At 73.8% G+C, this 15,547-nt stretch carries 14 protein-coding genes; all 14 read left to right on the forward strand.

Going from position 1 to position 15,547, the window contains the following annotated elements; translation table 11 throughout:
* Positions 1-273: hypothetical protein (locus EXU48_RS24770; protein ID WP_207947723.1), on the forward strand; the 273-nt coding region annotated here is incomplete at its 5' end.
* The gene (locus EXU48_RS12745; RefSeq protein WP_133108062.1) at positions 270-929 is read left to right on the forward strand and encodes a hypothetical protein; all 660 of its coding nucleotides are present in this window, start codon (positions 270-272) and stop codon (positions 927-929) included. The genes EXU48_RS24770 and EXU48_RS12745, both read left to right, overlap by 4 nt.
* Positions 929-1,960 (forward strand): hypothetical protein, encoded by a 1,032-nt coding sequence (locus tag EXU48_RS12750; protein ID WP_133108063.1) that lies wholly within the window; start codon positions 929-931, stop codon positions 1,958-1,960. The genes EXU48_RS12745 and EXU48_RS12750 overlap by 1 nt, the downstream gene beginning before the upstream one ends.
* Complete coding sequence (locus EXU48_RS12755; RefSeq protein ID WP_133108064.1) at positions 1,957-2,616, forward strand: phage baseplate assembly protein V; 660 nt, start codon at positions 1,957-1,959, stop codon at positions 2,614-2,616. Before EXU48_RS12750 ends, EXU48_RS12755 begins: the two co-directional genes overlap by 4 nt.
* Before the next feature lies 1 nt (position 2,617).
* Entirely contained in the window at positions 2,618-3,016 is a 399-nt protein-coding gene (locus EXU48_RS12760; RefSeq protein ID WP_133108065.1) for a PAAR domain-containing protein, read from the forward strand.
* A gap of 6 nt (positions 3,017-3,022) precedes the next feature.
* A complete protein-coding gene (locus tag EXU48_RS12765) occupies positions 3,023-3,613 on the forward strand; it encodes a hypothetical protein (protein ID WP_133108066.1) in 591 nt (196 codons plus the stop codon).
* The gene (locus EXU48_RS12770; RefSeq protein ID WP_133108067.1) at positions 3,610-5,349 is read left to right on the forward strand and encodes a baseplate J/gp47 family protein; all 1,740 of its coding nucleotides are present in this window, start codon (positions 3,610-3,612) and stop codon (positions 5,347-5,349) included. The genes EXU48_RS12765 and EXU48_RS12770 overlap by 4 nt, the downstream gene beginning before the upstream one ends.
* Positions 5,346-6,617 carry a hypothetical protein gene (locus EXU48_RS12775; RefSeq protein ID WP_133108068.1) on the forward strand — a complete coding sequence of 424 codons (1,272 nt, stop codon included), beginning with the start codon at positions 5,346-5,348 and terminating at the stop codon, positions 6,615-6,617. Before EXU48_RS12770 ends, EXU48_RS12775 begins: the two co-directional genes overlap by 4 nt.
* Positions 6,618-6,670: 53 nt before the next feature.
* Positions 6,671-7,174, forward strand: coding sequence for a hypothetical protein (locus tag EXU48_RS12780; protein WP_133108069.1), 504 nt, complete (start codon positions 6,671-6,673; stop codon positions 7,172-7,174).
* Between the two features lie 37 nt (positions 7,175-7,211).
* Positions 7,212-8,168: a hypothetical protein gene (locus EXU48_RS12785; protein WP_133108070.1), complete on the forward strand. Its 957-nt coding sequence runs from the start codon at positions 7,212-7,214 to the stop codon at positions 8,166-8,168.
* Positions 8,165-9,691, forward strand: a complete 1,527-nt coding sequence (locus EXU48_RS12790) for a hypothetical protein (RefSeq protein ID WP_133108071.1) — start codon at positions 8,165-8,167, stop codon at positions 9,689-9,691. The genes EXU48_RS12785 and EXU48_RS12790 overlap by 4 nt, the downstream gene beginning before the upstream one ends.
* Before the next feature lie 18 nt (positions 9,692-9,709).
* Positions 9,710-10,612 carry a hypothetical protein gene (locus tag EXU48_RS12795; RefSeq protein WP_133108072.1) on the forward strand — a complete coding sequence of 301 codons (903 nt, stop codon included), beginning with the start codon at positions 9,710-9,712 and terminating at the stop codon, positions 10,610-10,612.
* Positions 10,612-12,228, forward strand: coding sequence for a hypothetical protein (locus EXU48_RS12800; RefSeq protein ID WP_133108073.1), 1,617 nt, complete (start codon positions 10,612-10,614; stop codon positions 12,226-12,228). The genes EXU48_RS12795 and EXU48_RS12800 overlap by 1 nt, the downstream gene beginning before the upstream one ends.
* Positions 12,229-12,231: 3 nt before the next feature.
* Entirely contained in the window at positions 12,232-15,537 is a 3,306-nt protein-coding gene (locus EXU48_RS12805; RefSeq protein ID WP_133108074.1) for a hypothetical protein, read from the forward strand.
* Positions 15,538-15,547 lie beyond the last annotated feature (10 nt).

A 15,547-nucleotide genomic window follows, 5' to 3' on the forward strand; every position in this document is an offset into this window, starting at 1 on the left:
TGCCGGTATGTTCGGTCGCCCACCACGGCCCGCCCGGCGCCGGGACTCCCGCCGCGGGGATCGGCGCCCTCGTCCGCCCCGGCGGTGCACCCGGGGCCGGTGGGGGCCGCCGCGGCGACCACGCGGGAACGCGCCGTCGGCGTGTCGGTGCAACACGCCGTCGGGCTCCGGGCACCCACGCCCGACCCCGGCGGTGACGCGGGCGACCTGGCCGACGCGATCGCCGCCCTCCTCGACGACGAGGCGGACCTGCGCGGGGTGCGACGGCCATGACCGCCTCCATGCCCCTGGTGGGCGACGTGCCCCTCGCGTCGGTGCAACGCATCGAACACGAGCTGGACGGCGGGTTCGAGGCGGTCGGTGTGCCCGGCCTCGACGGAGACGTGCTGCAGCGCGCCGGGCGCGGCGCCCACGTGATCCGCATGAGCGGCGTGCTGGCCGGTGAGACCGCGCGGGACGACCTCGGCACCCTCCAGGGCCTGGCCGGCGCGGGCGAGGAGGTCGTCTTCTCGGCCGACATCACCAGCGCCCTGGAACTCGAGCGGGTGGTCGTCGCGTATCTGCACGTGCAGGAGGTGGCCGGCACCCAGAACCTCATCGGCTACGAGGTGCACCTGGTGGAGAGCCCGCCCCTGCCCCCGCCCGCCGAGGTGAGCGCGTTCGGGGGCCTCGGTGACTTCGGGCTCGGCGACCTCGGCTTCGACACGGACGTGCTCGGCGACATCGCCGGTCTGGCGGGTGAGGTGGCGGGTGCCGTCGACGCCGTGATGGAGGTCGCCGACCAACTCGCCGCCCTGGCCGCCCTCGGATCCATCGACGTCGGTGGCCCGCTCGCCCCGATGAGTGACGCGGTCGGTGCCCTCACCTCCGGCGCCGGCACATTCGCGACCGTGACACAGTCGCTCGGCACCCTCCTCGGGGGGCCGTGATGAGCGTGTTGACGGTCGCCGCGAGCGCCACGGTCGGCAGCCTGAGCTACGCCTCGAACATCTCCTCGGTCCGGGTGGACCTCGCGCTCGCCCCCGGAGTGGCCAGCGCACTGCTGGTGCTGCCCCGGGACCTGCGCGTCGAGGCCGAGCCGGGCGAGGACGTCGAGATCGCCCTCCGCGGCGAGGGCGAGGATGAGGTGCGCGTGTTCACGGGCACCGTGCAGGCCGTGCGGCGCTCGCTCGGCGAGGTCACCGTGATCTGCGGCGACGCTGCGGCCGCGCTCGCCGGGATCCGCACCGGTGCCACCTTCGAGCAGCAGTCGGCCGGCGCGATCGTGCGGGCCCTGATCCGGGAGGCGGGCGCGCGGGCCGGTACGGTCGACCTGGACCTCGACCTGGTCACCTACGTGGCTCATCAGGGCCGGACCGCACTCGAGCATGTCGCCACCCTCGCGGGCTGGGCGGGCGCCATCGCCTCGTCGAACCCCGACGGCGGCCTGGACGTGCTGCGGTTCCCGTCACCGCCGGCCGACGTGGCGCTTCGCTACGGCCGGGAGATCGCCGAACTCACCCTGACCGCCGGGCAACGGTCGGCCGACGTGGCCCTGGCCGGTTCCGGGCCGGCCGGGAGCACGTCCGCACCGGGTGCCCGCCGGCAGAGCACCGGCGTGGTGCCGAGCGACGCCGCCGGTCCGGACGCGACCACTGTGCGCGAGGCGGCCCCGGCCCTGCGCACGCCGACGGCCGTGAGCGGGGCCACCCGGGCCCGGAACGCTCGCAACGGCGCGCCCCGGCTCACGGGCGGGTGCTGGCTGGTGCCCGGACTGCGGGCCGGCACCACCGTGGAGATCGCGGACGCACCACGACCGGGAGCGGCCGGACCGTGGCTGCTGACCCGGGTGCAGCACCGGGTCGGCCCGGGCGCCCGCGGGCTCACCCGGTTCGAGGGGATCGGCCTCGCGGCCACCGGCGGTGGAGCGCTCGGAGCCCTGCTCGGCGCCGCCGGCGACGCATTCGGGGGACTGCCGTGAGCTCGGCCCTGTTCGACTCGGTGACCCGGATCGCCCGGCACGAGGTATCCGCGCGCCCGGCGGTGGCGATCGGCGTGGTCCGCGACGTGTTCGACGGCTCGGGCGCCCCACCGGACCACGCCGTGACCGTGGAACTGCGGGAGAGCGGACTCGTGCTGCCCGAGGTGACCATCGCCGTCGGAGCGCTCGGGGTCGCGGCCACCCCCGAACCCGGGGACCTCGTCGTCGTCGTGTTCGCCGACGGTGACGTGCACGCCCCGGTGGTGGTGGGCCGGCTCTACCACGCCGACCTCGCTCCACCCGAGCACGGCGCCGGGGATCTCGTGCTCCGGCTGCCCGCCGGTTCCTCCGACCCCAACTTCCAGTTCGTGCTCCGCGGCGGCGATCCGAAACTCACGATCGGGCTCGGCCCCGACGTCCGGCTCGAGGCGGACGACGCCATGGTGCACCTGGTGGTCGGCGACGCCGAGGCGAAACTCGAGGCGGCCGGCGGCGGCCGGGCCGAGATCATCGTCGGCGACGCGACCATCACCCTGACCGGTCGGGGCGACCTGGAACTGAGGACAACCGGAAAGCTCACGCTGCAGGGTGCGGACGTGGAGGTCAAGGGTGACTCCTCGGTGACCATCTCGGCGCCACAGGTGAAGGTGAACTGACATGGGCAGCCCCGCGGCGAACGGCGACTCGACGGTCCAGGGCGTGGACATCCATATCGTCATGGTGCCCTCACCCGGCGGTCCGATCCCGACCCCGCTGCCGCACCCGTTCTCCGGGACGATGTCCTCGGGTCTCGTCTCCAGCGTGCTGATCGCCGGGGCACCCGCCGCGGTGGTCGGCTCCGTCGCCGCCAACAAGCCGGCGCACGTGGCGACCCCGCCCGGGACCTCCTTCCAGAGCCCGCCCAAGGACCAGGGAAAGGTGTCGACGGGCAGCCGGAGCGTGACGATCGGTGGCCAGGGCGCCGCCCGGGCCGGGGACCCGGTCGAGACCTGCAACGACCCCGCCGACGCACCGGTCTCGGTGATCGTCGCCTCCACGTCGGTGCTGATCGGTTGAGTGCCCATGACCGACAGCAGGTACGCGCACCTCGGGACCGACCTCCGCGTCATCCTCGGCCCCGCCGGATTCGGCGCCCACGACACCTCCTCGTTGGACCTGCGGCCCGTGGCCAGGCCCGCACAGCGCGCCGTGCCCACGCGCAGGGGTCTGGGACCCCGGCCGCCGGTCGGTGCCGGCGCCGCCACCGACGTCGGTGCGCCCGGCGAGGGGGGATCGGCGCAGGGCTGGTCGCCCGAGCCGCCGGGCGCCGTCGAACTCGCGGACCTCGACCCGGTCACCGGGCGGGAGAACCTCGCGCAGGCCCTCACCCTGCGGCTGCTCACCCCGAAGGGCACGCTGGCCGCCCTCGGGCACGCCGGGTACGGCTCCCGCCTCGGGGAACTGATCGGACGGAACAAGACCGAGGCGCTGCGCGGGCTGTGCCGCGCTTACATCCTCGAGGCGGTCCGCGAGGAACCCCGGGTGCAGGACAAGCCTCGGGCGATCGTCTTCGATCCGCGCCGTGAGCAGCCGTGGAACTTCGTGGTGGAGATCGTGGTGGTGCCCGTGACCGGCGGCGACCCGGTGACCCTCGGTCTGGAGGTAGGACTGTGACCGAGCAGCCGACCTACGGCCCACGCCTGTACCCGGACATCGTGCGGGACCTGCTCACCACGCTTACCGGCGGCACGGTGCGCGAGGCGGTCACCGCCCCCGTGGACGGACCGGTGGTGCTGGACCGGCTCGCCCAGCGGCCGGTCCGCCGGGTCTCCCACCTGGACGGGCTCACCCCGGTCGGCGCCACGAACGTCCCGGTGCGGTTCACCGACGCGGACTTCGAGCTCGCCGACCTCGACGGCGACGGTGAACCGGACGCGATCGTGTTCCGCGAGAACGGCCGCAAGCCGGCCCCGGGCACCACACTGACGGTCAACTACTACCCGGCGCAGATCGCCAGGCCGGTTCCGTTGACCGACCTGAACGTCGGATCCGTGGTGCGGACCCTGCTCGAGACGGTCGGCCGGGAGGTCGCCCAGACCGAGCAGTACCTCGACCTCATCTACCGGTCGGCGTTCATCGAGACCGCCGAGGGCGGTTCGCTCGACCGGGTGGTCGCGCTGATCGGCATGCAGCGGCTGCCCGCGGGCTTCCCGCTGGTGAGCGTGCAGTTCTCCCGGAACGCGGCCACCGGCGGCCGGGTCACCCTGCCGGCGGGCACCGTGGTCACCGACGCCGCCGCGAACCGGTACGCCACCGTGACGGATCTGAGCCTGGAGCCCGGCGAGGCGTCCCGCTCGGTGCTCGCCGCCGGCCTCACCCCGGACACCGCGCTCGTCGGGCCCGCCGCGCTCGACCGGTTCGAGACGATCGTCGCCGGGGTCACCACGGTCACCAACCCCGGTGAGGCCTACCGGCAGGCGGCCGCCGAGAGCGACACCGACCTGCGCCGCAGGTCCCGCGGTGCCCTGCACGGGGCCGTGCGCGGCACCATCGATGCGCTGCGCTTCGGGGTGCTCGCCGTGCAGGGGGTCCGATCGGTCGAGATCACCGAGTTCCCGAACGGGCGCGCGGGCGAGGTTCGGATCGACGTGGCCTACGAGAGTCCGGACGACACCGTGACACCCGGCGCGGTCGCTCGCCGCATCGAGGAGCTGCGCCCGGCCGGGATCAGGATCGTGCCCTGGCCGCCCGCGCCGGCGGCACGCAGGCAGATCCGGGTGCAGGTGGCCCTCGTGCTCGCCGGGACCGGCGTGTCCGGCGCGGAGTTCGCCGGCCTGACGACCGGCGTCGAGGAACGGGTCACGGCCCGCCTCACCGGTCTGGCCCCGGGCGCCCCGGTGCGGGTGAACGCCCTGGTCGCGGCCGTGCTCGCCGACGCCCGCATCGCCGACGCCGAGATCGGCTTCACCGGTGCCGACGGCACCGCGATCGGCACGCTCACCCTCGCCGCTGGGGAGGTGCTGGACGTGCTGCACCCGTTCGCCTTCCCGCCGCCGACGGCCGAACGCACCGACGCGACCCAGGTCGCGACCGTCTCCTTCGTCGAGGTCAGCCTGCCCGTGCACCTCCAGCCCGGCGTCACCCTCGCGGAGGCCGCGGAGGCGATCGGCCTCGCCATCGACGGCCACCTCGCCACCCGCAGCCCGGACCGCCCGCTCACCGTCGACGGCGTCGCGGCCGCCGTTCGGGACGACACCCGGTACTCGCTCGTGCGGGAACTCGCGAGCCTGCTCGTGGAGCACGCCGGGCAGTTCACCCAGCTCCTCGACGGCCAGGGCAGCTACCAGGTGGGTGCGGCGGAGCAGCTCCAGCGCCGGGGGGACGCCGGCGTGAGCGAGGACGGGACATGAGTGGCCACGCGGAGGCGATGACCGAGCGGTTGCCCACCCTGTACCGCGACGGTGACCTGGTTCGCGGCCTCGCCGAGGTGATCGGCCTCCAGCTCGAGATCCTCGACTCCGAGGCCCGCATCGTGCAGCGGGCACACTGGTTCGACGCCACCGTGGAGCGGGCCGAGGCGGCCGCCCTCGGCGCCCTGCTCGGCATCGGCGCCGAGCCGTGGCAGACCCTGGGCGAGTACCGCGCCTGGTTCCACGCCCTGCGCACCGCCCGGGTGCGCGACGGTGCGGTCACCGGCGCGGCGCTACGGCGGTTCGTCACGATGTTCGCCGAGGCGTTCGAGCGGACCAATCGCCTGGAGGCCCTCGGTCCGTTCGACGCCTGGCCCCCGGCCGCGGTCCGCCGAGGGCACGCGTTCGTGGAGAACCCGCCCACCTCCAACGCGGCCCGGTTCGGCGGGGACGCCGCCGAGCCGCTGACCCGGCAGGCGGTCACGAACACCGGGCTCGATGCCGCGGACGCGAGCATCCTGTTCACCGGCACCGCGGTGGGGGAGTACGTGCCGGTGATCGTCAACCTCACCACCGGGGAGGCGTTGGTCTACCTCGATGCCGTCGGGGTCGGGCAGCGGCTCTGGGTGTACGCCGGCGACGACCACACCGTGACTGCCGAACTCGAGCAGGCGGACGTGACGCACCGGATGCGGCACGTCCGGCGGGTCACCCCCGGGACCGCGTGGACCACCGACGACATCGGCGCCGAGACCCGGGCGTTGCGTCTGCCCCCCGGTGACAACGACCTCTGGTTCCTTCCGGTCGCGCACTTCGACTCCCCGGGCCTGGACCGGGTGCTGCTGGCCCTGGCGGACCTCGACCTGCACCAGGGTCGCTGGGACGCCACGACGTTCGACCACGCGCTGTTCTACCAGGACCCCGGCGTGGTCATCGACCTGACCTGGACCGAGACCGCCCCGGCCCAGGTCCGCCTGGACCTCGACGCGGGCACGCTGCTCAACGACTCCGGTGACACCGACGCCGCCCTGCTGGCCCGCGCCGAACTGGACACCTCGCTCGGGCTGGGGGTCCGGTCGCTGGCCGCCGCCGGCGTGCGCGCCGAGGTACGGCTCCGCCCGCTGCACGACAGCCAGCGCCAACTCGACCACCTGGTGTTCGTCAGCGGACGGCAGGTGAGTGAGGCGGGCACCGTCGGGATCGACCGGCTGCGCGACGCCGGCGGGGTGTACGGCGTCACCGGCTACGGCGACAGCACGTACCAATAGGCAGGAACGGCCCGTGGAGCGGGCCGTCGACCAGGGATCGGAGGGAGCGAGCGATGCGAGCGGTACTGCGACTGGAGCTGCGGGAGAGGTCCGGCGCGCTGCTGACCCGGCGCGAGGCCCACAACACCGTGCTCGCGACCGGTGGCCGGATGATCGCCGACCTGTTCTCCGGGGCGGGCGCGGCCATCACCCACATGTCGGTGGGCACCAGCGACGACGCACCGGACGCCGTCGACGTGACCGCCCTCGCGAACGACGACGGGACCGGGGCACCCGGCCTGGTCGGGGAGACCACCGTCGCGATCGACGCCGGGGCGTTCACGACCGAGGTGGACCAGACCCGCCGGCGGGTGGTGGTGCGGGTGCGGGCCACGCTCGGCGACGCGGCCGCCGTCGGGACCCTGCGGGAGGCGAGCCTGATGTCCCGCCGCTCCGGCGGCGACGTGCTCTACAACCGCGTGGTGTTCCCGCCCGTGACGAAGGGCGACAACCACGACCTCTCCCTGTTCTGGGAGGTCGAGTTCCCGTACGGCGACCTGCAATGGCTCGTCCGATGACCAGCGGCGCGCGCGCCCGAGGCACGAGGAGGCAGTGATGGCTGCGATCAAGGGCAGCTTGAACGTCAAGCTGAGCAACTACCCGCCGGCGAACGCCGGCGCGCTCGTGAAGCTCACGAACCCGTCCACGGGCCAGGTGATCGAGCGCAAGCCCTTCCTGGACGGCTCGCTCGTGGTGCGGGACATCGACCCGGGGGAGTGGCAGGTGCAGGTGCTGCACCCGAACGTGACGCTGCCGCTGTTCGCGAAGCCGATCCGGGTGCTGCCGCAGCGGCTGCCCACGTTCGTGCCGGTCCCGATCGACCCGATCGACTTCCGGGACACGCCCATCGTGGACGTCCCGGACGCGAACCTGGCGCCCGTGCAGCAGGCCGCCTCCGCCGTGCGCACCCAGGCCAGCGCCGTCGGGGGCAAGGGCGCCGGTGAGGTGATCCGTGCGGAGGACTGGAACCAGCTCGTCGGCGCGGTCACCGACCTCGCCGGTGCGGTCCTGGAACTGGCCTCCCTGGTCAGCCCGCGGGGCCACGACCACCCCGAGATCGCCACGAAGATCGACGAGGTCCAGGGCAATCTGCGCCGGTTCGTCACCGCGTTCGGGCAGAGCCTGCTCGAACTGCGCCGCGACATCGAGAACGAGAACCTGCGCCGGTACACGGTCGACATGCTCGACGTCGGGGGCGTGGTCGGTCCGGCGCGGGACCGGATCATCGGCCGGGTCGCCGAGCTGGAGACGTCGCTGTACGCGACCCCGGTGGAGTTCAGCGCCAAGATGGCGGCGACCGGCACCGTGCTCGCCGCGGAGGTGAACGAGATCGCGGTCGGCAAGGGCGCCGAGGCGGCGGAGTTCCTCGCCACGCCGCAGGTGCAGAAGGTCCTCACGCTGTCCCAGTCGCTGGCCGCCTCGGGCGGGCAGATCACGGCCGAGGAGGAGCTCGGCACCTACCGCCGGACCGGGGTGGCCCTGGGCGGGTCCAAGGTCGGGTTCCTGAGATGACCACCGTCGCCGAGATCGAACGGCTCAAGGCCCTGGTCGACCGGCTCCTGCCGCTGGCGGACCGACGACTCGGCGACCTCATCACGGCCGACGACTGGAACACCGTGGTGGGTGCGCTGCTCGAGGTGGCCCGCGCCGTCGTCGAGGACGAGGGCGGCGAGGTCGGCCCACACGAGCACCCCGACCAGGTGACGCTCGGCTGGCTGCACCCGCAACTGCGGGCGCTGATCGAGCGTGGCCCTCTCGACGACCCGGTGGCGGTGGCCCGGGTGAGCGCGCTCGAGCGGGGCGTCACGGCGGCGCAGCTGCGCCTGGACACCGTGGCCCTCGACGTGCGCGGGGTGCGCACGGTCGCCGGCCGCGTGGAGACCTCCGACCTCGAACGCGAGTCGTCGATCACCCAGCTCTCCCGGAAGGTCAACGTGCTCGGCGGGGCCCAGGAGGAGATCTCCGCGCTCCGCGGCACGCTCGACACGCTGCGCGGCGACCTGACCCGGGTGGCGACGTTCGCCGACTCGTTCGCGAACGTGACCCCGGGCGAGGTGCTGGGCGCCGTGCGCGACGTCGGCCACCTCACCGAGCGGTTGACCACGCCCACCGGGGCGCTGCTCGACGTCGCCGAGATCGAGAGACGGCTCACCGTTCTGGCGACCACCCTGGTCACCGAGGACGAGCTGACGGCGGCCCTCGAGAACGTCCGACCGGATCTGCCGGACGGCGTGCTCGACGGACTGCTCGCGCAGACCCGCGCCGCGGCCCTGGAGGAGGTCCAGACCGGTACCGCCGAGCTCTCCGACCGGCTCACCGCACAGATCACCGAGCGACTCGCCGGCGTCGAGGACATCGCCCGCGAGACGGCCCTGGAGGCGGCGGAGCAGTCACAGGGACCGTTGCGGGAGCGGATCACCGAGGCGGTCCGCGGCGAACTCACGGGCCTGGTCGAGGAGGGGGACGACGCCGTGCGGGTCGACCTCGCGGACGCCGTCGAGTCCACGACGCGCTCGCTCCGGCAGCTGATCGACGAACAGTCCGGGCTCCTGAGCCAGCGCATCGCCGAGCAGGTCGAGGGCTCCATCGAGCGGCTCCGCCCGGAACTGGACGCGCAGGTGCGCGAGGTTCTCGCGCGCGACCTGGAGCAGTTCGGGGAACGGTTCAGCGGGGTGGAGCGGGAGCTCGGCGCCATCCGCGAGAACCTGCGGTCGGTCAACGTGGACGTCGCCGCGCTGCGGGAGCGGGTGGGTCTCGACCTGGCCGACCTCGGTCGGACGCTGCGCGCGGAGTTCCAGCAGGGCCTGCGGACCGAGACGCAACGCTTCGCGGCACAGCAGACCGCCCTGACGGAGCAGATCCGCGGTGAATTGGCCATCGAGCGGCTGCGCATCGACAGGCTCGGCCGGCTCGGCGACGGCGGCGTGATCCGGCCGGCCGACCCGATCCTGCGGCCCGTTGACCCGATCCTGCGGCCCACGGACCCGATCCTGCGGCCGACCGACCGCGACGAACCCACGCCACCGAACGCCTGAGACCGAACCGAGGCGCAGATGCTCAGCGAGTACGAGACGCGACTGGCCGACCTGCTCGGCTCGCGCCTCGGCGCGCCGTTCGACGGGCGGGTGTTCGTACCGCCCGGCCCGAGCGCCACGAACGAGCCTGCGCTGCTCGCGGGCCTCGTCGACGCGGTGCCGATCCCGGAGTCGTTCGGCAGCCGCCGTCCCGAGATCGTGCCGGGCGCGGACGACCCGCGCCGCGTCGTCCGGATGCGCACCACCGCCCGGGTGGAGGTGCGCGCGTCCACCGCGGGCGGCCGGGAGGAGACGACCACCGGTCTTGACGCGCTGCTCTACCTCCTCGACGCGCCGGACCTGCGCGATGCGTCGGCGTTCACAGCGCCCGGTGACCCCGGCTTCGCGCTCAGCCGGCAGGTGCCGACCGGCGTGCAGATCGCCCCCGATGCGGGGTTGCCCGCGGTGCTCGTCGAGGCCGAGGGCTGGTTCTGGCCGCCGAACGTGTCCGGCGTCACCGGCAGACCGATCCGCCAGGCGCACGTGCGGATGGCCCAGCTGCCGGTGGCGCTCGAACCGTGGCCGCCCCCGCTCGATGCCGGCGGCCCCGCGGTGGACCTGCGGGTGACGGTCGGCGCCGTCGGCACGATGCGGCTCGACGGCGGCACACCCGCCGGGGTCGCGTTCGGTGCCCTCACGCTGCGTGTCGTCGACGCCGGCGGGCGTCCTGGGGCGGGCACCCTGACCGGGGGCGCAGGCGGCATCGGCGGCACGGATGGAAACCTGGTTGTGCCCCTGGAGGCCGGCGCCGCGTCCTTCACCTACACCCCGCCCGCCGAGCCGGCCCGCGACGTGCTCGTCGTGTCACTCGACCGGCCGGACACCGGTGACGGCGTCGCGATCGGCACCGAAATCGCCCGGTTCGACCTGGTGGTGGCGTGATGAACGCGCTGATCGACACGGTGTCCCTGCTGACCACGTCGCTCGAGCCGGTGGGCGTGGCGAGCTACCAGGTCCAGCCGCTGCAGTTCAGCCTGACCGAGACCGACCTGCCCACGGAGGAGGTCGGCGCCGACGGGCACGCCGTGGTCATCGGCTGGGCCGGTGCCGCCGGCACCGCGACCGTCGAACTGGACCCCGTGCAGCTCACCGTCGAAGGCATCGGTGACCGGCTGTTCCCGGGCTTCCCGCTGGGTGAACTGCCGGCGTCCGTCGCAGCCGGCCAGGTGGTCGTGACCGTGTCGGCGGGCCGGAGGATCCGCGGGTTGCACCTGGCGGACCTGGCGACCGACGAGGCCGAACCGGTGCCGTTGACGGACGAGAGTGGTCTCGGTGCCGGTCGGCGTCTCGCCGTGAGTGCCCGGGATCCCGCGGGGTCCGGGTGGCTCGCCCCCGTGGTCTCGGCGCCCGAGGTGGGGGCGCGCGGTCAGGTGCCGGCCACCCTCACCGGCGGCACGTTCTCAGGTTCGGTGCTGCGACTACCCGACGTGGCGGGATCCCAACTGCGCATCGGGCTCGTGGAGGGGGACACCCCAGGGGAGTTCCAGGCCGCTCCGGTCACGGTCGGCACCGTCACCGGCTGGGCGGCGCCGACCCCGCGGGACCTGGAACTCGTGGGTCCGGACGGCACGGTGCTGTGGGCGTTCCCGGGCGAGCTGCTGCCGGGCACCCGGGTGTCCGCGGACGTCACCGTGGGCGTGGCGGCCGCGCTCCAGACGATGCACGACGGCGCAGCGCCCCTGGCCGGGACGCTCACCCTGCGCGCGGCGCACCCGTGCCGGCTCGGCCTGTCCCTGTCGCAGGTCACGGGTGCGCTGCTCCGACGGATCCCGGGCACCCTGGTCGCCGACCTCGAGGGCGAGCCGGTCGCCGTGGCCCTGCCGGGCGAGCCGGCGGCCGCGACCCCGACCTCCGTGATCGGTGACCTGCACGTGCGCTATCTCGGGATGCGGCTCGCGGACATCTCCGACCCACTCCCGCCGGTGGGTCCGACATCCGGCCTCGTGGTGCGTGCCGACCCGGTCCATCGCGTGTTCCCCGAGGCCGCTCTGCGCGGTGAGTCGGTCACCCGGATCGGACTGATCGGGTTCTGCCCGGAGGAGTCGGCGCTCCTGGTACGGCTGGTGCCCGCCGACCTGGCGACCACCACCGGGACCTCCGCACCGGACCGCACGATCGGACGCCCGGCCGTCGTGAGCGTGCCGCCGGGCGAGCGGGCCGCCGTCGTCTGGGTGGACCTCCCGGAACCGGTGACGGTGACCGAGGCGGTCGCCGTCGAGGTGTCCGCCGGTCAGGGCCGGTTCCACTGGGCCGCCGCGGAGCATCCGCTGGTGCGCATCGTCGTCGTCGACCCGGACCCCGGGAACCGGCCGGTGGTGATCGGCGCCACCGACGGGACCTCGAACACGCTGCTCACGCTCACCGGGCCCGAGGTCACCGTGAACCGGGCGGTCCTGCCCGCCGCGGCGTTCACCGGTACCGGCGTCGTCCTCGCCAGCGCCGTCTTCGCGCGCGTGGAGATCACCGACACCGAGCTGCGGCACCGACAGGGGGTGTGAGGGATGCCCGACTTCGTCGCACAGCTCGAGGGCCTCGACCTCGCCCAGATCGATGCCACCCTCGGGCGGGTCAGGTCCTCGCTCGAGCAGGCCCAGGAGCTCGGCATCGGTGGCCTCGAGCCCACGGTGCTGCTCGGGGACGACCTCGGCACGGCGATCCGGACGGTCTCCGACCTCGGCGCCGAGCCCGACGGCCTGGCCAGGCTCGGTCGCATCGCGCTCGAGGAGCTCGGTGGACTCATCGAGATTCCCGAGCTCGGTGACCTCGACCGGATCCTGGCCGGGATCGGGGACCTGGTCGAGCTGATCACGCAGGTCGCCTCGGTGATCGCCACCGACGGGTCCGACGGTCGGGGAGTCCTCGACCGGATCCTGACCACGGTCGGCGGCTCGATCGGACTGGAGGACCTCGTCGCCGAGGTGACCCGCCGGGCCGCGGCAACCCTCGGGGTGGAGATCCCGGCGTCCCTGGCCGCGACCCTGAGCGCCCTCGAGCGGCTGGGCTCCGCGGGCACGCTGCCCTCCCAGGAGGTGGCCTCGCTGCTGGCCACCGTGTTCGTCGGGCTCGACCTCGGCGACCTGAGCACGGTGACGGCGTCCACCACGGCGACGCTGACGCTCGTCACGGGTGCCGGGAACCGCACCGGCCTGGACGCGGCCGTGGCCGGCGTACGCGCACGGCTGAGCGACGCCTACGACCTCATCGACGACGGTGCGGAGGTTGACATCACCGCGCTCGTCGGAGCCATCGACGCGATCGGCACCGACCTGGACGGTCTTGGCAGCGATCTCGACCGCTTCGTCGCCGGGCTCGCCACGGACCTGCGCACCGCCGCGAACACGATGACCGAGCTCGACCTCACGGGCCGGACCGAACGGCTCCTCGCGGCGCTGCCGCTGCCGGAGGAGGACCTGCCCCGGGTCATGGTCGACTCCCTGGCGAACCTGGCGGAGATGTTCGAGGCCATGACCGTCGAGGCGCTCGAGACGGCGCTGACCGGCGTGACCGAGCACCTCACGGGCCTGCTCACCGCCGGGCCGGTCGGGGACCTGATGGCCGGGATCGACGACGTCTTCGCCGAGCTCGGTCGGCTCATGGACGCGCTGCCGCTGCGCAGCGCACGCGACGCGCTCCTCGACGCGCTTGCCGGCGCGCAACAGGAGATCCTCGCATTCGACGGGTTCGCCTTCCTCGACGACCTGCTCGCCCCGGTCCGCGACCTGGAGCGTGCCGTCCGCGACCTGGATCTGAGCACGATCACCGAGGCAGTCGATGCCGTCGTCGCGCAGGTGAACGGCGTCTTCACCGACTTCCCGATCGAGGACCTGCGCGACGCCGTTGACGCCGTCATCGAGCCGCTCGGGGAGATCCTGGACGAGCTCACCCCGGTCGTGCTGCAGATCGCCGACGAGCTCGAGGGGCTCGTCGCCGAGCTCGAGGGGGTCGACTTCGAGGCGGCCGGCACCGCCACCCTCGACCTGTTCCGCGGGATCCGGGACCAGGTCCGCGAGGCGGTCGACGGCGGCGACGTGCCCGAAGCGGTGAAGGTGGTCGTGGCGGGCACGGCGGCCGTGCTCGCCGAACTCGACCTCGCCGCCGAACTCACCGCACCCTTCGACGACGCGATCGCAGGCATCGACGTCGGGGCGCTCCTGCAACCGATCGAGGAGGTCTGGCAGAGTGCGGGCGACACGTTGCGCCGGGCCACCCCTGCGGCGCTCATCGCCGAACTCGACCCGCCGTTCGACGAGCTCCTGGCCAAGGTGGACCAGCTGTCCGTGGCACCACTGATCGGGTCGCTGTCCGAACTCTTCGGCGACCTGCTCAGCCGGCTCACGGCGCTCGACCCCCGCGCCCTGATGGCCCCACTGGAGCAGGAGTTCCAGGCCCTGCTGCACCGAGTGCGGGCGCTGCTCGACCCGGGCCCGTTGTTCGCGCCGCTGCGCGCCGCCTACGAGGCGCTGCGCACCCTGGTGGACGGCATCGACATCGACGCCGCGGTGCGCGCCGCGCTCGGGGGCCTGATCGACGTCCCGGACGCGCTGAACCAGGCCGTCGGCGGCGCCCTCGCCGCCTCCGGTGGCGGCGGTGCCGCGGTGCCCACGACCGGCGCCGTGTTCCGGTTCGGCGACGTGCTCCGGCCGGCGGCGGCGTTCGTGGGGGAGATCCGCAGCCGACTCGACTCCCTCGCCGACGACGTCCTGGGGGCCGCGCTCGCGCAGCTCAGCGACGTCACGCGGGCGCTGTGGTCGCTCCTGGACCCGGCGGCCGGATTCGCCGTGTCGGTCGCGGACGCGCTCGACGCGCGGCTGGCGCTGGCCGACCCGAACTCCGGCGTCGGTCCCGTGGCGGAACTGCGCAGCGCCGTGGAGTCCTTCACGGCAGCGGTTGCCCGGATCGAGGTCGACGCCGACGCCCGGCTCCGGCTCGAGACTGCGACCGGGTCGCTCCGCTTCGACTCCCGGGTGCGCGTGAGCGCGGAGACCGGCTCGGACCTGTCCACCCACGCCGGCCGGGTCCGCGACGGCGCCGGCGGGACCGAACTCGGCCGGTCCACCCGACTGCTTGCCCGCTCCCTGGAACGCCTGCTACCACGAGAGCTGCTCGGTGGGCCACTCAACCCGAGCGCCGCCGTGGACGTGCTGCTGGACGCCGTGTTCGACCGGTTGCCGCTGGCCGACCTCGCTGACCAGCTGGATGCGATCGGTGACCGGATCCAGGCGCGGCTGCTCGCCTTCGCCGACGAACTGTCGCTCGGGTTGTTCCGGGTCTGGACCGCGCTGTTCGCGAGTCTCGAACCGCTCCTGCCGGACTCCCTGATCGCCCGGATCCAGGCGGGCCTCGACTCGGTGTTCGCCCGTCTTGATGTGCTCGACCCGGCCGTCGTCGAAGGGGAGGTCCGTGCCGTCGTCGATGCCGCCGTCTCCCTCCTCGGGGTGCACTCACCCGCCGCGCTCGCCCGCGAGCTCGGGGCCGTATTCGACGCCGCCCTGGACCGGGTCCGCGAGCTCGACCCGGCCACGCTGCTGGGTGACCTCGACCCGTTCGCCGGGCTCAAGGAGCAACTCGAGCTCCTCCGTCCCTCGGTGGTGCTCGAGCCACTGGTGCTGCGGGCCGAGTCCTTCACGGTCGCGCTCGAGACGATCGCCGGGATCGACCTGAGTTTCGTCGGCGAGCTCGTCGCGGACATCCGCGGCGTCTTCACCACGGTCCTGGACGGAGTGGAGACGGAGTGGGACGCCCTGCTCGCCGAGCTCGCCCAGATCGGTGGTTCCGCCGGTGTCTCGACCAGTGTCTCGACCGGGTGAGGAGGGGGCG

It is taken from the genome of Occultella glacieicola (assembly GCF_004353825.1).
GTDB classification, from domain to species: domain Bacteria; phylum Actinomycetota; class Actinomycetes; order Actinomycetales; family Beutenbergiaceae; genus Occultella; species Occultella glacieicola.

Excerpts from the sequence above, each read along its gene's own strand:
- EXU48_RS12805 (WP_133108074.1), top strand. The coding sequence starts at position 12,232 with ATGCCCGACTTCGTCGCACAGCTCGAGGGCCTCGACCTCGCCCAGATC.
- EXU48_RS12800 (WP_133108073.1), top strand. The coding sequence starts at position 10,612 with ATGAACGCGCTGATCGACACGGTGTCCCTGCTGACCACGTCGCTCGAG.
- EXU48_RS12760 (WP_133108065.1), top strand. The coding sequence starts at position 2,618 with ATGGGCAGCCCCGCGGCGAACGGCGACTCGACGGTCCAGGGCGTGGAC.
- EXU48_RS12745 (WP_133108062.1), top strand. The coding sequence starts at position 270 with ATGACCGCCTCCATGCCCCTGGTGGGCGACGTGCCCCTCGCGTCGGTG.
- EXU48_RS12750 (WP_133108063.1), top strand. The coding sequence starts at position 929 with ATGAGCGTGTTGACGGTCGCCGCGAGCGCCACGGTCGGCAGCCTGAGC.
- EXU48_RS12795 (WP_133108072.1), top strand. The coding sequence starts at position 9,710 with ATGCTCAGCGAGTACGAGACGCGACTGGCCGACCTGCTCGGCTCGCGC.
- EXU48_RS12790 (WP_133108071.1), top strand. The coding sequence starts at position 8,165 with ATGACCACCGTCGCCGAGATCGAACGGCTCAAGGCCCTGGTCGACCGG.
- EXU48_RS12765 (WP_133108066.1), top strand. The coding sequence starts at position 3,023 with ATGACCGACAGCAGGTACGCGCACCTCGGGACCGACCTCCGCGTCATC.
- EXU48_RS12775 (WP_133108068.1), top strand. The coding sequence starts at position 5,346 with ATGAGTGGCCACGCGGAGGCGATGACCGAGCGGTTGCCCACCCTGTAC.
- EXU48_RS12785 (WP_133108070.1), top strand. The coding sequence starts at position 7,212 with ATGGCTGCGATCAAGGGCAGCTTGAACGTCAAGCTGAGCAACTACCCG.
- EXU48_RS12780 (WP_133108069.1), top strand. The coding sequence starts at position 6,671 with ATGCGAGCGGTACTGCGACTGGAGCTGCGGGAGAGGTCCGGCGCGCTG.